This is a genomic window from Mesorhizobium sp. LCM 4577 (genome assembly GCF_001854795.2).
Taxonomy (GTDB): domain Bacteria; phylum Pseudomonadota; class Alphaproteobacteria; order Rhizobiales; family Rhizobiaceae; genus Mesorhizobium; species Mesorhizobium plurifarium.
In genome coordinates this window covers 241,663-257,685 of record NZ_MDDU01000024.1, presented here as the reverse complement: position 1 = coordinate 257,685, position 16,023 = coordinate 241,663, and the positions used below count along the sequence as shown (strand labels likewise).

General features: G+C 61.0%; 17 protein-coding genes and 1 pseudogene. 11 read left to right on the top strand and 7 right to left on the bottom strand.

Going from position 1 to position 16,023, the window contains the following annotated elements:
• Window positions 1-56 precede the first annotated feature (56 nt).
• From LCM4577_RS22905 to dusA, 5 genes are all read left to right on the top strand, one after another.
• The gene (locus LCM4577_RS22905; RefSeq protein WP_131803503.1) at window positions 57-2,231 is read left to right on the top strand and encodes an acetate--CoA ligase family protein; all 2,175 of its coding nucleotides are present in this window, start codon (window positions 57-59) and stop codon (window positions 2,229-2,231) included.
• Window positions 2,232-2,239: 8 nt separating this feature from the next.
• Window positions 2,240-3,364, top strand: a complete 1,125-nt coding sequence (locus LCM4577_RS22900; RefSeq protein WP_131803202.1) for a hypothetical protein — start codon at window positions 2,240-2,242, stop codon at window positions 3,362-3,364.
• Window positions 3,365-4,033: 669 nt separating this feature from the next.
• Window positions 4,034-4,459, top strand: coding sequence for a hypothetical protein (locus LCM4577_RS22895; RefSeq protein ID WP_131803203.1), 426 nt, complete (start codon window positions 4,034-4,036; stop codon window positions 4,457-4,459).
• Between the two features lie 52 nt (window positions 4,460-4,511).
• Window positions 4,512-5,717 carry a pilus assembly protein TadG-related protein gene (locus tag LCM4577_RS22890; RefSeq protein ID WP_071073575.1) on the top strand — a complete coding sequence of 402 codons (1,206 nt, stop codon included), beginning with the start codon at window positions 4,512-4,514 and terminating at the stop codon, window positions 5,715-5,717.
• Between the two features lie 189 nt (window positions 5,718-5,906).
• Window positions 5,907-6,905, top strand: a complete 999-nt coding sequence (gene dusA, locus LCM4577_RS22885; protein ID WP_071073574.1) for a tRNA dihydrouridine(20/20a) synthase DusA — start codon at window positions 5,907-5,909, stop codon at window positions 6,903-6,905.
• A 9-nt stretch (window positions 6,906-6,914) separates the two neighbouring features.
• Here dusA and LCM4577_RS22880 read toward each other — a convergent pair whose 3' ends face one another.
• Complete coding sequence (locus LCM4577_RS22880; RefSeq protein WP_071073573.1) at window positions 6,915-7,619, bottom strand: TIGR02281 family clan AA aspartic protease; 705 nt, start codon at window positions 7,617-7,619, stop codon at window positions 6,915-6,917.
• A 10-nt stretch (window positions 7,620-7,629) separates the two neighbouring features.
• Window positions 7,630-7,860: a DUF1289 domain-containing protein gene (locus LCM4577_RS22875; protein WP_071029858.1), complete on the bottom strand. Its 231-nt coding sequence runs from the start codon at window positions 7,858-7,860 to the stop codon at window positions 7,630-7,632.
• A 165-nt stretch (window positions 7,861-8,025) separates the two neighbouring features.
• Here LCM4577_RS22875 and LCM4577_RS22870 point away from each other — a divergent pair, with 165 nt between their 5' ends.
• On the top strand, window positions 8,026-9,021 hold the full coding sequence (locus LCM4577_RS22870) for a nicotinate-nucleotide--dimethylbenzimidazole phosphoribosyltransferase (RefSeq protein WP_071073572.1): 996 nt from the start codon (window positions 8,026-8,028) through the stop codon (window positions 9,019-9,021).
• A gap of 78 nt (window positions 9,022-9,099) precedes the next feature.
• Here the strand turns inward: LCM4577_RS22870 and LCM4577_RS22865 are convergent, their stop codons facing one another.
• Entirely contained in the window at window positions 9,100-10,626 is a 1,527-nt protein-coding gene (locus LCM4577_RS22865) for a HAMP domain-containing sensor histidine kinase (RefSeq protein WP_071073571.1), read from the bottom strand.
• Between the two features lie 76 nt (window positions 10,627-10,702).
• On the opposite strand from LCM4577_RS22865, the gene LCM4577_RS22860 reads away from it, so the two are divergent.
• The 4 genes from LCM4577_RS22860 to LCM4577_RS22845 all read left to right on the top strand — a co-directional run bounded on the left by LCM4577_RS22860 (window position 10,703) and on the right by LCM4577_RS22845 (window position 13,230).
• A complete protein-coding gene (locus tag LCM4577_RS22860) occupies window positions 10,703-11,326 on the top strand; it encodes a thermonuclease family protein (protein ID WP_071029864.1) in 624 nt (207 codons plus the stop codon).
• A 47-nt stretch (window positions 11,327-11,373) separates the two neighbouring features.
• Window positions 11,374-11,985, top strand: a complete 612-nt coding sequence (locus LCM4577_RS22855) for a glutathione S-transferase (protein ID WP_071030125.1) — start codon at window positions 11,374-11,376, stop codon at window positions 11,983-11,985.
• Between the two features lie 28 nt (window positions 11,986-12,013).
• Window positions 12,014-12,631: a uracil-DNA glycosylase family protein gene (locus tag LCM4577_RS22850; protein ID WP_071073568.1), complete on the top strand. Its 618-nt coding sequence runs from the start codon at window positions 12,014-12,016 to the stop codon at window positions 12,629-12,631.
• A gap of 107 nt (window positions 12,632-12,738) precedes the next feature.
• Window positions 12,739-13,230, top strand: a complete 492-nt coding sequence (locus tag LCM4577_RS22845) for an Lrp/AsnC family transcriptional regulator (RefSeq protein WP_006205209.1) — start codon at window positions 12,739-12,741, stop codon at window positions 13,228-13,230.
• A 21-nt stretch (window positions 13,231-13,251) separates the two neighbouring features.
• Here the strand turns inward: LCM4577_RS22845 and LCM4577_RS22840 are convergent, their stop codons facing one another.
• The 3 genes and pseudogenes from LCM4577_RS22840 to LCM4577_RS22830 form a co-directional block, all read right to left on the bottom strand.
• Window positions 13,252-13,824: a DUF3299 domain-containing protein gene (locus LCM4577_RS22840; protein WP_071073567.1), complete on the bottom strand. Its 573-nt coding sequence runs from the start codon at window positions 13,822-13,824 to the stop codon at window positions 13,252-13,254.
• A gap of 64 nt (window positions 13,825-13,888) precedes the next feature.
• Window positions 13,889-14,467, bottom strand: coding sequence for a GNAT family N-acetyltransferase (locus LCM4577_RS22835; protein ID WP_083354814.1), 579 nt, complete (start codon window positions 14,465-14,467; stop codon window positions 13,889-13,891).
• Window positions 14,427-15,045, bottom strand: a pseudogene (locus LCM4577_RS22830) (DNA alkylation repair protein). Before LCM4577_RS22830 ends, LCM4577_RS22835 begins: the two are co-directional and overlap by 41 nt.
• Between LCM4577_RS22830 and LCM4577_RS22825 the strand changes: the two are divergent.
• Window positions 14,956-15,141 (top strand): hypothetical protein, encoded by a 186-nt coding sequence (locus tag LCM4577_RS22825; RefSeq protein WP_244508415.1) that lies wholly within the window; start codon window positions 14,956-14,958, stop codon window positions 15,139-15,141. The pseudogene LCM4577_RS22830 and the gene LCM4577_RS22825 overlap by 90 nt on opposite strands.
• On the opposite strand, the gene LCM4577_RS22820 is transcribed toward LCM4577_RS22825, so the two are convergent.
• The gene (locus tag LCM4577_RS22820; RefSeq protein WP_071029872.1) at window positions 15,138-16,007 is read right to left on the bottom strand and encodes an NAD(P)-dependent oxidoreductase; all 870 of its coding nucleotides are present in this window, start codon (window positions 16,005-16,007) and stop codon (window positions 15,138-15,140) included. The genes LCM4577_RS22825 and LCM4577_RS22820 overlap by 4 nt on opposite strands.
• Window positions 16,008-16,023 lie beyond the last annotated feature (16 nt).

Below are 16,023 nucleotides of genomic sequence, written 5' to 3'. Positions count from 1 at the left end.
ACGGTTGGCGGATCTCGTTTGAGTATCGAGTACTTAGCGTTGGGGGCAACGGCGTCGTGGAAACTCTTCTTCAAAAACCGAATCCGATCGCGGTGGTCGGGCTCCGAACGTTGTTGGGGACAAACGTCTACAGCGTAAATACGGTGATTAAGCTTGCGTTGGAGATATCGCCGTCTGTGAAGGCTCGCGTTTGCGATTTCATTCCGGAGGCGCGCTCGGCACTCTCCAGTCTGTTTCCCAAGTGCCCGCAGGACACGCCAGTTGCGCAATACATCGCGGACGCGATTCAATTCGCCGATCGGGAACTGTGCCGGGAGATGAACTTCTATTCATCCCCTACAGCGGCCGTGGTGGGTGATGCAGCCCCGCTGTCCTTTTCTGTCGTGTGGGAGACGGACGATCCCCAAATGTCGCGCGCGGCCGCATTGGCCGTCGTTGACGCGATCAGCGAGGCCGCCCGAGGAGGGAATCCTACTGAGAACTATACCCTTGCACAAAATACGAACCTGGAAAGAGCCAAGAAGCGGCGGCTTTCAAATTCCACCGCAGTGTTGGTGGCTGCGGCCAAGAGAAAGTGCATTCCGTTCGAGTTCGTCGCCCGCAACCATCTTCGCCTTGGGCACGGCAAGCACCAGAAGCAATTATTCTCGACGATCTCCGGTTCGACCTCGTTCGCTTCAGCGAAGACGGCTTTGGACAAGAGGCTGAGCAACAGATTACTGGCTCAAGCCGGGATGACAGTTCCCCGGCAGATAACGGTTCGCACAAAGGCCGAGGCGGTTTCGGCGGCCAAGCAGCTAGGCAAGAGCGTAGTAGTTAAACCGGCCCAGGCAAATCAAGGGCGAGGCGTGTCGGTCAAGCTACGGGGACGGCTTGCGGTCGAAGAGGCGTTTGAGAGGGCATACGCGCTGCGAAATAGAAAGCACACGGAAAATAGTGGAGTGCTGGTGGAGCAATATGTGGCGGGATCGGAGTATCGTGCAACGGTCGTCGATTATCGCCTTGTCGCGGCGGTCATATGTCGCCCGCCCGAAGTAATTGGCGACGGCGAAAAAACCTTACGCAACCTTATAGAAGAGTTGAACGGGGAACCCGACCGTGACGGCCGACAGCTGTCTCGCGTGGAGATAGACGATGAGCTTCTGCGGCACATCCGGCAGCACCGGCTCTCATTGGAGTCTGTCCCCGCTGACGGAAAGCGCGTGATCCTACGTCCCACCGGTCACTTGGCCCGGGGAGGTGTGCCCGTAGACGTTACGGACGAAGTTCACCCGGAAAATCAGCAGCTGTGTGAACGCATTGCCAGGGCGTTTGGCCTTAGCATCGCCGGGATCGACCTGATCATGCCCGATATTGCGATCTCCCATAAGGAGGTTGGATGCGCCGTACTTGAGGTGAATGCACGCCCGGGCATCGAATTTCATCTTTCGCCGCGAGGCGGCTCGTCGAGAGACGTTAGCGAGCTGATTCTTGCAAACTTGTACAAGGCTCCGGAATCATCGGCAGTCGCAACATTGCTCGTTGTGGGCGATCTTCACACGAGCATGGTGGCGCAAGCTATCAACCGGCGCCTTCAGGCCGAAGGGCGAAGAACCGGCCTCCTCTCCAAGAGAGGAGCATACATCGATGGTGTCCCCCAGGAACTCGGCCAGCGACCCACTCCGCCAATGCTGGCTAGAGATCCGTTCTTGGAGGCTCTGATTTACGCTGCCTCGCCGGAACGAATTTGGGCAAAAGGTCTCGGGCTGGGCGTTTGCCATGCGGTTTCCGTGACACCATCGAGCGCGGAGAATGGCGAGATACTTGACGATCTCTTTGGCAAGGTGCTGCAACGAGTCAGCCGGGGATATTTCATCGTTGACAGGGAAGATATCGTATCTCGTCGAGCCCTGTCGGCACTGCCGCCTCCTAAGCTGATACTAGTCAGCGCCGGCACCGATCTCGATCCTGATCTGCGCAGGCATCTTCAAGGCGGCGGGCTGGCGCTGTTCATGAGATGGAGCTCCGATGGGTCAGGAGCAAGGATGTTTCTTGCTTCGGCCTCGGAAGAACTGGCGACGGAATCGATTCCGTCCAGGTGCCTTGCGCGTCCGCCACTGATTAGGGCTGAGATGCATGCAATGGCGGTGTCGTGTTTGGCCGAAAGAAATGGCTGGTTTGGCGATATGGATGTGCGGGCGGCGCCGGCTCCAAGCCAGCAAGAAATGGGGGCAGATCTAGCCAATAGCTAGAGAGGCTGTTGGCTAGTGGAAGCCAACATCAAAGCGGTAAAAATGCAATACTTTTGCCGGAGATTGAAGCGATGCTGAATCGTGTAAACGTCCTCAACAACTACGAGAATGCCGAGGAATTCAACAGTAGAAAACTTATGTCTTCCGAATTTATAAAGCTTGGGTTTCGCACTAAGACGTTAGGGCCGCTGCTAATCGTCTCTGCAGAGGGCGAGAAATGCATCCTTCGCGAAGGCGACACCAGCTTTACTGCTGTTACGGCGTATCACATGCTGAAAGACAAAAGGCTGTCACGAGCGATATTCAGGCGGGCTGGAGTCAGCTTTGCCGAAGGCAGAACCTTCAAAATATCCAACAAGGAAGCTGCACGCGAAAAAGTCTCCGAATTCGGAAATGCGGTTTTGAAGCCGTTCGATGGGAGAAAAGGTAGCGGTGTTTCCGTCAATGTGACCCCCGCGACCTTTGAAGCAGCATGGGACGCTGCGTTGCGGCGCACCGGTCGACGTATCCTCGTGGAGAAGTATTTTGCTCAGGGAGACGAGGCACGGTATCTGGTCGTCGACTCCCAGTGCATTGCTGTTGCTATGCGTGTTCCACCCACAGTGCTTGGCAATGGAAAGGGGACCGTAAGGCAGCTCATCGATGCTAAGAACGAACTTCGCGCGAACAACCCGCATCTAGGGAAGCGGCCAATTTTCGTAGATGACTACAGGAGACTTATACTCGCTTCGCAAGGGTTTGACTTGGATTCTATCCCTGCTAAAGGGCAAACTGTCGTGATCGACTGGAAGAGCAATGCGTCAACCGGCGGTGAAACAAGGGGGATCACCGACCTAGTTCACCCTAGCATGAAACGTATCGCGGAGCGAGTTGCGCGCGCTATTCCCGGCCTTCATGTCGGCGGCGTCGACATATTATCTCGGGACCACACCAGCAAAGCAGATCCTCAAAATTACATCGTGATTGAGGCCAATACCCTCCCTGATCTTGGACTGCATCTCTTCCCGATGTATGGCCGACCCGTCAACGTATGCCGGCTCATCGCGGAGAGTTGCGCCAGAAGAATGGGCTTCGAGGCTGGCCGCCTTGGCAATGCGGACGCCCGACCCAACGGAACCACTGCCGTGGCCTGACCGATCTCAAAGCGTCTGAGATCTGGCGTGATTTGTGCCGTCGCCCGGGCGCATCAATCAAGGTAATTGAACCGGCGCCGACCAAGGAGGGGCGTCGGCTCGGTCCCAGGGGTCCATGCGAAACCAACTCTTTACCGCACCAGCGGATTCGATTTGTTTAGCATTAGCTAATGTCTTATATCTTTCATGTAGCTTTAGCTTTAGGAGCGGCTGATGCGTTTCCCGATGCGTCTCGCAGCTGCAGCCATTTTGGCTTGCGGTCTAGTGTATTCGAGTTCGGCCAGTGCTTGGAAAGTCGGCGAYGGCTCGACATCGGTAACCATCAATGGAACAAAGTTCACTATATATACATACCATCCGAAATACTGCAGCAACCCGTCAATTTTATTTGTTTTTCATGGCCTCAATAGGACGGCCTCGTCATATAGAGACTATGCAGAGCCGTTAGCTGACCGAAATTGTATGATTGTAATGGCGCCGCTTTTTGACCAGGAGCGATTTCCCACCTGGAGCTACCAGCTAGGTGGCATTGTGCACGACGGCTCCATTCAACCTCGGGACCGATGGACAGTCTGGTATATTAAGGGCCTCGTGGCGTGGGCGCGGAAGCGAGAAGGATTGCCGACGGCGAGATATTACCTTTTCGGACACTCGGCCGGTGCACAATTCATGTCTCGCGTCGCGGCATTTGCCTTGGCGGATGCCAAAAGGATTGTGGTAGCCAATCCATCCACGTACGTATTGCCCTCCCTGTCGGAAGCGGTCGCATACGGGTTGGGATGTCTGCCCTCAGGTTGCGTGTACACTACGGATCAGGCCACACAAGAGTTGAAAGCCTATCTGGCGCTCCCTCTGACAATTTATCTCGGAGAAGAGGATACGGGCGAAACTGACCTAGGTGTAAGCGCGGCCGCATTGCGTCAGGGCGCCACGCGCTTGGAGCGGGGGGAATTCACGTTTGAGCTAGCGCAAGCCGTCGCGACGGCTAATGGCTGGCCCTTGAACTGGCGGTTATTGATTCTTCCCGGTGTGGGACATTCGTCCATCGATATGCTGCAATCGGACCAGGTCGACCAAGCTTTCGGGTTAAAGTAGCGCCCTACTTAAAGCTAGGCGTGCTAATTGTTATCCCGAGAAAGTGATTTCGATGCGCAGGCTTGCCAAGCTATTGCGTAATGAACGCGGAAATTTAGCAGTAGCGGCCGCACTGTTGGCGGTGCCACTCGGGTTGGTCTTGGGGTTGAGCGTCGACCTCACCAACGCCATTTTCTGGAAATCCAGATTGCAGGAGATAGCCGACACGGCAGCGCTTACTGCTGTTGAATCCGACCGGGAAAACGAAGACGCCGTCAAGTCAGCGAAGGACTGGGCGCTTGCTAACGGGGACTTTGCGACCAACCTCATCGTCGATGCCGATATCACAAAGACTGATAGTGCTCTGAGAGAGGCGAACGTTGAGATCTCGGCCAGAATGCCGACGTTTTTTATGGGTCTCGCTGGGATTCAGACAATAGACCTTCACGTCAAAGCGATGGCGCGAAAAACCGCTCCGGATTATTGTGTCTATGCCCTTGACCCAGAATCCAGCGGAGCTTTGACGGTGACAGGGGCCGGTGGAGTATCGGCTCAAAACTGCGGCATTCAAGTGAACTCTTCCAGCACGACCGCGCTGAGGCACGTTGGCGGGGGAAAAATTGCCGCAAGCAAGATCTCGGTCGCGGGCGGCTATCAGGGGGGTGGCTACAGCGTTAAGCCAATTCCGAACCAGCCCCAACTCGCAGATCCGCTTATCGAAATACCGGAGCCAGTTCTTCCGACCGGTTGTGACTACAACAATGAGGCGCTTGCCGATGTTTCAATGCCCGCCGGCCGCACCTTCTGCGGGAGTATCAGCTTTGACGGAAACGCAACCTTTTCCCCAGGAATTTACTACTTCCACAACGCGGTCGTCGGCATCGGCAGCGACGCGAATTTGAAGGGGAATGGTGTTACCCTCTTCCTCGATGCGGGCTCCAGCATCATTCAATCGCCAGGGAACGGTTCAGTGCGACTTTCCGCGCCTAAGGACGGGGTCTATTCAGGGCTTGCGATATTCGGTTCTCGCGAAAAGTCGGATAGGATTGCGACCATATCGTTCTCAGGGAATAAGAATTATTCGGTAAACGGAACTATTTACCTGCCGCATCATCGCCTTCGGATGAAGGGAACGCATGATCTAAAGACGATCGTAAAATCTGGATGGGTTGTCGCGTGGCAAATACTCTACAGCGGCGATTCCAGCCTGAGCATAGATGCCGACCGACCTTTTGCCGCCAAGGGTTTCCCGAATGCGGCCGTGGTACTGCTTCGATAACCGTAGGCCAAACAGGATTGCCCGCCAAACGTCTTCTTACGTGTCTTGGGTGCTTGGTCCGGCGCTGAACAAGGCTATCGAAACGCCAAATTTAACTGATAGGGTAGGATCGTGCGTATGTGCTCCATGAGCATTGTGTCGTGACGAAAAACCGAGACGCACGGGATCCAACCGTTCAGCTACAAAAGAATGAAGAAATACCCGAACCTTAGAATCGCCATAGCACCTATGATGGATTGGACAGACCGGCATTGCCGGTTCTTCCATCGCCAGTTGACGCGTCGGGCTCTGCTCTACACCGAGATGGTGGTGGCGGATGCGGTCATCCATGGCGCGCGCGAGCGACTGCTCGGATTCGACAATGTCGAGCATCCGGTGGCATTGCAGCTTGGCGGATCGGATCCGGCAAAACTTGCCGAGGCGGCGCGGATCGGCGAGGCCTTCGGTTACGACGAGATCAACCTCAATGTCGGCTGCCCGTCCGACCGCGTCCAGTCGGGGACGTTCGGCGCCTGCCTGATGAAGACGCCGGCTCTGGTCGCCGAATGCGTCGCGGCGATGAAGGCTTCCGTGAAGATCCCCGTCACGGTCAAATGCCGCATCGGCGTCGACGATCAGGACCCGGAGCCCGCCCTCGACACGCTCGCCGACGGCGTGCTCGCCGCCGGCGCCGATGCGCTCTGGGTGCATGCCCGCAAGGCTTGGCTGGAGGGGCTGAGCCCCAAGGAGAATCGCGACATCCCACCGCTCGACTATCCGCGCGTCTACCGGCTGAAGGCCAGGAAGCCGAATGAATTCATCGGCATCAATGGCGGTATCCAATCACTCGGCGAGGCGTCGGTGCATCTTTCCCATGTCGACGGCGTGATGCTCGGCCGCGCCGCCTACCATACGCCGGGGATCCTCACCGGGGTCGATGCCGCTTTCTACGGCGAGGCGGCCGCCGCCTTCGACTATCCGGCGCTGATCGACGCCATGGCCGGCTATGCCGCGCGCCATATCGAGAAGGGGGGACGGCTCGGCCACATCACCCGCCATATGGTCGGACTGTTCCACGGTCTCCCCGGCGCGCGCCGCTTCCGGCAGATTCTTTCCACCGACGCGAACAAACCAGGTGCCGGGCCTGAGGTTTTGAGGACTGCGTTCACTGCGATCGATTTTGCGGCGGCGGAGGCCGAGGCAGCCTGACTCGATCGATTAATCCCGCAAAATCATGCGGTCGCCGCGCACGTCGAAACCCGACAAGGAGCCGATGAAGTTCATGCCGAGCAGGCTCTGGTCCAGCATGCCGGGCGCGGCGACCATCACAGACATGTCCTTGCGCACGATGCCGCCGATGGCCACCTCGTCGGTCCTGACCGTCGCCGCGCGCGCCATGCCGTTGGCGGTGGAGACATCCACGCTGTAGCTGAGCGCCGCCGGGTTGAACCCCGCGGCCTGGGCATCTTCGGACGTCAGCACCGTGCTGGTCGCGCCGGTGTCGACCACGGCCCGCACCGGGGTGCCGTTGACCAGGATGCGGGCCTCGAAATGGCCGTTGTCGGCCTTGTCGAGCGTGACGGTCGGGCGGCCATTCTCCACGCCGAGCGCCAGCGGACTGCCCGGGACAAGGCCGGCGGTCACGCGGCTTGCGACGTCCTGCAACTCGTAGCGATACTGGTAGCCGGCGATCAGCACGAGGATCAGCGCGGCCCAGACGCCGATATTGCGCGCCATGTCGCCCAGCGGCCGGCCCGAGCGGAGCAGGCTCGCGCCGATCACCATCACCAGCACGCCGACCCAGATCAGCCGGCTGAAATCGTTGTTGTTCATGCCGAAGGTGTGGCCGGCCGAATTGTTGAGCATGAGCAGCACGACCCCGGCGCCGATCACCGCCATGACAATCCAGAACAGCCGATTCATCGGTTTCTTCTCACAAAACGCCGCGCTCGCGCGCCATGCGGGCACGCCTTGTCTCGCGGCGCGGCCGCCGCTCGACCGTGTCGAGCCGTGCCGGCAGTTCGGCCATCACCGCCCGGCGCGTTTCGGGGGTCATCGTCAGCCAGCCGGAAATCTCGTCGCGCGTGCGGCCGCAACCGAAGCAGAACCCGGTTTTCATATCGATCGAACAGACCAGGATGCAGGGGGATTCGATGGCGGTCATGCTGTTCTCTTGGCTTTATTCCACATGGTGCAACCGCCGGAGCAATGCAAGCCCTCCGCGATGCGTCGCAAGGCGACGCGTTCGCGGCATCGTCAGGCGGTTGTGCCGGCGGGAGAAGGCGGCTATGCCGCTTGCGATTTTCGCAACCAACCGCGACCGACATAAATGCCTGCTCAGCCCTTCGACGATTTCCGAAGCCTCCTCGCGGCGCTGCCGCTGGCCGATGACGCGGCGGGCGGCCGCGTCCGGGCACTGTTCGCCAAGGCGGACAAGCCGAAAGGATCGCTGGGACGAATCGAGGACATCGCGGCCTGGACTGCCACCTGGAGCGGGCGCGCACCGCCGGCGATCAATCGGCCGCTGATGGCGATCTTCGCCGGCAATCACGGCGCGGTCAGGCACGGCATCTCGCCGCGGCCGGTGGCGGCGACCGCCAACGAGGTCGAGCTCTGCGCTGCCGGCGGGGCTGCGATCAACCAGGTCTGCATCGCCAACGATCTCGGCCTGAAGGTCTTCGACCTCGCGTTGGATATTCCCACGGGCGACATCACCGAGGAGGATGCGCTCGATGAACGCGGCTGCGCCGCGACCATGGCCTTCGGCATGGAGGCGGTCGCGGGCGGCGCCGATCTTCTGTGCCTGGGCGATCTCGGAGTCGGCAATTCGACGATCGCCGCCGCGCTTTGCGCAGCGCTGTTCGGCGGCGAGGGGGCCGACTGGGTCGGCCCCGGAGCGGGCGCCGATGCAATGATGATCGCGCGCAAGGCCGAGGTCGTCGATCGGGCGCTGGCATTCCATGGCCCGGGTCTGAGCGATCCGCTCGAGGCCTTGCGCCGGGTCGGCGGACGCGAGTTCGCGGCGATCTGCGGCGCCATTCTCGCGGCACGCATGGAAAAGATTCCCGTGCTGCTCGACGGATTCGTAGCGACGGCGGCGGCCGCTGCCCTGCATGCGGCCAACCCAGGCACGCTCGATCACTGCCTGCTCGCCAGCCTCTCGCCCGAGCCCGGCCATGCCAAGGTGGCCGAACAGCTCGGATTGCGGCCGCTGCTCGATTTCGGCATCGGCCATGGCGAAGGGGTAGGGGYCGCTCTGGCCGCCGGTATCGTCAAGGCCGCGGCGTTGACGAGTTCGGGCATGGCGGTGGCTATCCGCCGTTAAAGGTTCCAAGAGCCGCACTATCTCTTTGTTTTTACGCAATTCCGGACGGAAACAGCTCACACTTCTCCTGGAATTGCCCTACCGGCGTCCACGTGTCGCCGCGACAGCCTTGGTCGGCAAGGCCGGCAATTCCTCCATCACCCGGCTCAGCGGGAAGATGGCGATCGCCTCGGTGCCTTCGCGTAGCTTGGAATGAAGCTCGAACGTGCCGCCATGCATGGCGAGCAGCCCCTGCACGATCGGCAGGCCGAGGCCGGTGCCCTGTTCGGCGCTCTTGATGGCGATCGAGCCTTGGCCGAAAGCGGAAAGCACCACCGGGATTTCCTCCTCCGGTATGCCCGGGCCGTTGTCCTTGACTGCAATGTACTGGCCGCCGCCGGCGGTCCAGCCGACGCGCACGCGCACTTCGCCGCCGGATGGGGTGAACTTGATCGAATTGGACAGAAGGTTGAGGGTAATCTGCCGGACGGCGCGCTCGTCGGCGAAGAGGCGCGGCAAGGTCTCCTCGAACTCCTGGATGATGCGGATGTCCTTGTTACGGGCGCGCAGCTCCATCATGTGACAGCAATCTTCGACGATGGTCACCAGCATGACCGGTTCCTCGTTGAGCTGGTAGCGGCCGGCCTCGATGCGCGACAGGTCGAGGATCTCGTTGATCAGGTCGAGCAGGTGCTGTCCGGACTCGTGCACGTCATGGGCATAATCGCGATAGGTCGGATTGTTCATCGGACCCAGCACTTCATTGGCCATCACTTCGGAGAAGCCAAGGATGGCGTTGAGCGGCGTCCTGAGCTCGTGGCTCATCGAGGCGAGAAAACGCGATTTCGCCAGATTGGCGTCCTCGGCGCGCCGCCTTGCCTCGTCCGACATTGATTTCGCCGTCTCGACTTCGGCGATCAGCGCGTCCTTCTCCGAACGGAAGGACAGCACCATCAGCGACGCCCGGTTGAGGTGGCGCGCGACGTAACCGAAGAACGGAAGCGCCGCGATGAGCAGTGCCGCCATCGTGGCTTCGATCGGCGTCCACAGACGCATGATGGTGTAGACATAAACGGCAACGGGAATGGCGAAAGTCGCGAACAGGGCGCCACCAAGCGAGGAGGCCAAGACAGCCGTCATCGCCATCGCGACCAGGATCACCATGGCCTTGGCCACATGGAACTGGTCGATCTGGCATGTGTCGCAACCGATCCAGGCAAACCATGCCCAGCCAAGGCCGCACAGGAAATGGCCGATCAGGAAGTCGCGGCGCGTCTGCACCGGGTCGAGTTCGGCCGCTTCGGTCCGCTCCACACGACGCGCCATGAAAGCGACGATCGTGTAGCAAAGCAGCGTCGACAATGCCCAGATGGTGATTGGGCCGTCCATGCCCGCCAGCCGGCCTGTCGCCGCCACCGCGAGCACGAGCAGGGGAATCGCGATCGCGCTGACCACCATGGTGCGCGCATGCAGCTTCAGCAGTTCACGGTCGAAGTCGAGGCTGCCCGCCTGCTGCGAAAGGCGGTCGCGCGTCTTGCGCACCGCGCGCGCCACATCGCTGTTGCGGTGCGGTTTACGGCGGTCCACAATAAATTTATCCGCTGTGTTCGAGCGTTGCAAAGGCATACAGACTTCAATTTCTGCGCGCAGCGACTGTCAGTTCGTTAAGCTACGTTCGAATGATTAAGAGACTGTTTGCCATATGAGCTGTTTCGGGCCGCGAGGACCGCGCCGACGCTACGCGGCGAGCCCGCCGCGCAGCCTCGGGCGCAAGCTGCTGGACTATGGGCTGGCCTTCCTCTTGCTCGGGTTGCTCATCCTGGTGGCGGCGCGGCTCGATCGCTTCGAGACACGCAAGGAGCAAGGTACGGCAATCGTCAATGACGGCGATTCGATCACGCTCGGGAGCGAACGCATCCGCATGCGCGGCATCGACGCTCCGGAATATCAGCAGACCTGCCAGAAGGCCGGCGCTGACTATCCCTGCGGCAAGCTGGCGCGGCAGTCGCTGGTGCGCCTGATCGCCGGCAGGCCGGTTTCCTGCAGCGGCTGGCAGCGCGACCGCTACGGCCGCCTGCTCGGAGATTGCAGGGCGGGCGACACCGACCTGAACAAGGCCCAGGTGCAGGCCGGATGGGCGGTTGCCTTCGGCGGCTTCGAAACCGAGGAAGCGGTGGCGAGAGCGGCCAAGGTTGGCATCTGGGCAGGCGCTTTCGAGGAGCCGCAGCAATGGCGCGACAGCCATCATGACGCGCCGGTCGAGAGAAAGCATGGCATGCTGGCCTCGTTCGGCGATGCGTTGCGCGAATTTGTTCGCTTCTGGTGATGGGCGGACCCGCGCCCTATGATCCGGTGGAGAAGCTGGAGGTTCGAATGAAGCTGTTCGACGGTGGCCGCGCGCCCAATCCCCGACGCGTGCGCGTCTTCCTTGCCGAGAAGGGGCTGACGGTGCCGCTGGTGCCCGTCGACATGGGCGCGCTGGAACATCGCGGCGAAGAGGTGGCTGGGCGCAATCCGCTGCGGCGCCTGCCGGTGCTCGAGCTCGACGACGGCACCATCATCACCGAATCGATCGCCATCTGCCGCTATTTCGAGGAGCTCCATCCCGAGCCCGCGCTGTTCGGCACGGGCGCGCTCGGCAGGGCAAAAGTCGAGATGTGGCAAAGGCGCATGGAACTGAACCTGATGGCCAGCGTCGCCGCGGCGTTCCGGCATATCCATCCGGCGATGAAGGAATGGGAGGTGCCGCAAATTCCGGAATGGGGCGAGGCCAACAAGCCGAAAGCGATCGAATTCCTGCATCTGCTCGACCATGAATTGGCGGAGCGCGAATTCGCCGCCGGCGACGCCTATTCGGTCGCCGACATCACCGGCATGATCGCCATCGATTTCATGAAACCGGCCCGCATCAAGGTGCCGGAGGAATGCACGAACGTGCTGCGCTGGTACGCGGCGCTTACAAGCCGGCCGAGCGCGACGGCCTGAGCGACCGAAATTGGATAATCCGCCCGATATGAGCCAAGCGCTGGAGCGCCTTACCGAAAGGGTGCGGGCCTGTCGTATTTGCATCGATGAGCCCCGTGGCCAGCCTTTGCCGCATGAGCCGCGGCCGGTGCTGCAGCCGTCCTCGACGGCGCGGATCCTGCTTGCCGGCCAGGCGCCGGGCACCAAGGTGCATCTGTCGGGCATGCCGTTCACCGATGCCTCGGGGGACCGGCTGAGAAACTGGCTCGGCGTCAGCGCGCAGGAATTCTACGACACGGAAAAGTTCGCCATCGTGCCGATGGGCTTTTGCTTTCCCGGCCAGGACGCCAAGGGCGGCGACCTGCCGCCGCGCCGCGAATGCGCGCCCGCCTGGCGCTCGGACCTGATGGCGCTGATGCCCCAGATCGACCTGGTGCTGACCATCGGTGGTTATGCGCAGGCATGGCATATGGGCACGACACGCCTGCCGTCGCTGACCGAGACGGTCAGGAACTGGCGCGCCATATGGGATGGACCGTCCATTCCGAGAGTGCTGCCGCTGCCGCATCCGTCATGGCGAAACACCGGCTGGCTGAAGAAGAATCCCTGGTTTGAAATGGATTTGCTGCCCTTCCTGAGATCGGAAATCCGCTATCGCATCGATTAGGCATTCTGCAAGATATCACTCGCTTTTCGTGCCTTTGGCAGAATTTCTTTCTTGTTAAAGGCCTCGATAAAAGGGATTATGGCGAAACTATTCCCCTGGAGCTTCCCATGGATCGCCTCGACAGAAAAATTCTCCGCCTCCTGCAGGAGGACGCGACGCTCGCGGTCGCCGATGTCGCCAAGAAAGTCGGCTTGTCGACCACGCCGTGCTGGCGGCGCATCCAAAAGCTCGAGGAGGAGGGGGTCATCAAGCGGCGCGTCGCCATCCTCGACCATGAGAAGGTCAATGTGCGCGTCACCGTCTTCGTGTCGATCCGCACCAATTCGCACAGCCATGAATGGCTGCGGCGCTTCTCCGAGGTGATCCAGGAATTCCCTGAGGTGGTCGAGTTCTACCGCATGAGCGGCGACGTCGATTACCTGCTGCGCGTGGTGGTGCCCGATATCGCCGCCTACGATGCATTCTATAAGCGGCTGATCGCCAAGATCGAGATCCGCGACGTCTCGTCGTCCTTCGCCATGGAGCAGATCAAGTACACGACGGAAATCCCGCTCGACTACATGGTGCTGGACAAGGAATCGGGCGCGAACGCGGCATGACACTGGTTGCGCCGACCGGCCTTAATTCTTCTTTTTGTTGAGGAAATTCCACGGCGAGTTGACCGGCAGCGTGACCGCGTCCGGCACGCTGTCGACGCTCGTCACCTCGGCCTTGCGCACGGTGTATCCGGACTGGACGATCGAGACGCCGTCGAGGATGAAGAGCTGGCTTTTCTCCATGCCGGGCTGCAGCACGCCGGTGGCGGCGACCGGCTCATAAGCCTCTTTCATCTTGTAGGGATGCGCCGGCGTCACCAGCACGATCTGGTTCGGCGGCGGCGTCGGCATATGGCTGCAGGCGCCGGTCCACGGCACCAGCAGGAATTGGTAGACGAGGTCACCCTCGCGGTCGACCGGCAGTGCATAGCCGGCTAGTTGTATCGTCTTGTCCCGCAGATCGAACGACAAGGTCTCGCCGTGGTCGGGCAGTTTTGCCGCGATCATCGGCAGGTTCGCGTCCTCGGCTATCGCTTGCGTGGCCGGACGGAGATCCTTCCAGAAGATATGCGCGACATCGGCCGAGGCATGGGTTCCCGAGGCAACGAGCAGGAGCACCGCCGCCAACGTCGCGCATGATCTGAAACGCTTGTTCATGGTCGCTCCATCCTCCGCGAGTGGATTTGCGGAATCGAGTAAAAGCATCGTGACCGGTCAGGGCTCAACGGTTCAGCCGCATGACATGCCGGCGCGTGCCGGCGGTTCCGGTCTCTTGGAAGCCTCGCGCGACGAACATGTCGCGAAAACCCATGAAGCGATAGCTGGGTGCTGCCTCGTGGACGGGATAGGCCTCGACGATGTGCGCGCCTTTGGCGAAGGCATGGTCGATCGCCGCATCGAGCAAGGCGGAAGCCAGCCCGCCGCCGCGCAAGGCCCTCGGCACGTAGAAGCAGACGATCGACCAGATGCCGGTCTCGGAGTCGTCCTGCTGCTTTGAAAGTCTTCGGTAGGTTTCGCGCGGCGCGACCGAGCACCAGCCGACCGGTCCCCCGTCCAACTCGGCGAGGATGCCCACGGGAGTGTCGGCATCGATCAGCGCCATCATCATGCGTTTCTTCTCGTCGTTCTCAATGTGCTCGCGGCTGGAATGGCGCCAGGCCATGCACCAGCAATATTTCGGAGCGCCGGGCTGCTCGAACAGCGATTCGAAACGACCGCGCGTTTCTTGCGTCACCTCGACAAAACGGAGGCCGGAAAGGTCAGGTTTTTGCGGCTGCGAGCCTTGCGAGCTGTTTGGCATCCGTCAGTTCCTTCACCGCATCCTTGCCGATCCAGCGCGCCGTCCTGTCCGACGATGCCGCCAGTTTTTCCGCCAGCGCAAGGGCAGGGGCGTGCAGGCTCATCGACCGCTTGCCGATCTGCCGCAGCGCCCAATTCACCGCCTTGCGGACGAAATTACGCGGGTCGCCGGCATGTTTCTCGATCAGCAGCAGATAGGCAAGGAAGGTCGCGTCCGGTTCCTTCTTGAGATGCACCGCGCTCCAGGCAAGCATGGCAAAGGCGGTGCGGCGGACGAATTCGCGGTCGTCTTCGGCGAACTCGTCGACCAGTTCGCGCCAGAACGGCGTTTCGGCGAACAGGTCGGCGACAGTGTCGACGATCTCCCAGCTGTCGAAATCGGCGGCCCAGCGCCGGCATTGACCGATGTCGAGCTTCTTCGGCTCGCCCGTGAAGGCGGCCATCAGCCGCGCCTCGCGAATGCCGCTCTTCCACAGCAGCAGCGCGTTCATGGTTCTTCCTGACCTTGCGCGCCAGCGGCCGCAATTCGGAATTGCCGATGCCAAGCGCGGTCGCGGTGTTGATGCCGAAGCGCGCCATGCCGGTCAGGTTTTCCGCCACACCGATCGAGCGCAGATGAGCGACGATGTCGTCGGCGCTCCAGGTCGGATCGGGCAGGGGCATTGCGACGCCTAGCGCTCCAGGCGCGCCAGCAGCGAGGACGTGTCCCAGCGCTTGCCGCCCATGTCCTGCACATCCTTGTAGAACTGGTCGATCAGCGCGGTCACCGGCAGCTTGGCGCCGTTGCGGTTGGCCTCCGCCAGGCAGATGCCGAGGTCCTTGCGCATCCAGTCGACGGCGAAGCCGAAATCATATTTGCCGGCATTCATCGTTTTGTGGCGGTTTTCCATCTGCCAGGAGCCGGCTGCCCCCTTCGAGATCACCTCGACCACCTTCTCGATATCGAGGCCTGCCTTCTTGCCGAAATGAATGCCCTCGGCCAGTCCCTGGACGAGGCCGGCAATGGCGATCTGGTTGATCATTTTCGTCAGCTGGCCGGCGCCGGTCGAGCCCATCAGGCCGATCATGCGGGCGTAGGCGTCAATGACGGGCCGCGCCTTGTCAAAGGCGGCCTCATCGCCGCCGACCATGACGGTCAGCACGCCGTTCTCGGCGCCGGCCTGGCCGCCGGACACCGGCGCGTCGAGAAAGGAGAAGCCCGCCTGGCGCGCCGCTTCGTCAAGCTCGCGCGCCACCTCGGCCGAGGCGGTGGTGTTGTCGATGAAGACGGAACCCTTCTTCATGGCCGCGAAGGCGCCGTTCGGGCCGGTCGTCACCGAACGCAGATCATCGTCATTGCCGACGCAGGAGAAGACGAAGTCCTTGCCCTCGGCAGCCTCTGCCGGCGTCAGCGCCAGTTTGCCGCCATGCTGGGCCACCCACTGCTCGGCCTTTGCCTTGGTGCGGTTATAGACGGTGACGTCATGCCCGCCCTTGTTCCTGAGGTGCCCGGCCATCGGATAGCCCATGACGCCAAGACCGAGAAATGCAACCGATGCCATAAGCCTGCCTTCCAAC

What these genes read in the sequence shown, in the direction of transcription:
- dusA (WP_071073574.1), top strand. Translation starts at nt 5,907, where the DNA reads ATGAAGAAATACCCGAACCTTAGAATCGCCATAGCACCTATGATGGAT.
- LCM4577_RS22890 (WP_071073575.1), top strand. Translation starts at nt 4,512, where the DNA reads ATGCGCAGGCTTGCCAAGCTATTGCGTAATGAACGCGGAAATTTAGCA.
- LCM4577_RS22855 (WP_071030125.1), top strand. Translation starts at nt 11,374, where the DNA reads ATGAAGCTGTTCGACGGTGGCCGCGCGCCCAATCCCCGACGCGTGCGC.
- LCM4577_RS22850 (WP_071073568.1), top strand. Translation starts at nt 12,014, where the DNA reads ATGAGCCAAGCGCTGGAGCGCCTTACCGAAAGGGTGCGGGCCTGTCGT.
- LCM4577_RS22825 (WP_244508415.1), top strand. Translation starts at nt 14,956, where the DNA reads ATGGTTCTTCCTGACCTTGCGCGCCAGCGGCCGCAATTCGGAATTGCC.
- LCM4577_RS22880 (WP_071073573.1), bottom strand. Translation starts at nt 7,619, where the DNA reads ATGAATCGGCTGTTCTGGATTGTCATGGCGGTGATCGGCGCCGGGGTC.
- LCM4577_RS22840 (WP_071073567.1), bottom strand. Translation starts at nt 13,824, where the DNA reads ATGAACAAGCGTTTCAGATCATGCGCGACGTTGGCGGCGGTGCTCCTG.
- LCM4577_RS22875 (WP_071029858.1), bottom strand. Translation starts at nt 7,860, where the DNA reads ATGACCGCCATCGAATCCCCCTGCATCCTGGTCTGTTCGATCGATATG.
- LCM4577_RS22860 (WP_071029864.1), top strand. Translation starts at nt 10,703, where the DNA reads ATGAGCTGTTTCGGGCCGCGAGGACCGCGCCGACGCTACGCGGCGAGC.
- LCM4577_RS22895 (WP_131803203.1), top strand. Translation starts at nt 4,034, where the DNA reads ATGTCTCGCGTCGCGGCATTTGCCTTGGCGGATGCCAAAAGGATTGTG.
- LCM4577_RS22845 (WP_006205209.1), top strand. Translation starts at nt 12,739, where the DNA reads ATGGATCGCCTCGACAGAAAAATTCTCCGCCTCCTGCAGGAGGACGCG.
- LCM4577_RS22865 (WP_071073571.1), bottom strand. Translation starts at nt 10,626, where the DNA reads ATGCCTTTGCAACGCTCGAACACAGCGGATAAATTTATTGTGGACCGC.
- LCM4577_RS22835 (WP_083354814.1), bottom strand. Translation starts at nt 14,467, where the DNA reads ATGCCAAACAGCTCGCAAGGCTCGCAGCCGCAAAAACCTGACCTTTCC.
- LCM4577_RS22820 (WP_071029872.1), bottom strand. Translation starts at nt 16,007, where the DNA reads ATGGCATCGGTTGCATTTCTCGGTCTTGGCGTCATGGGCTATCCGATG.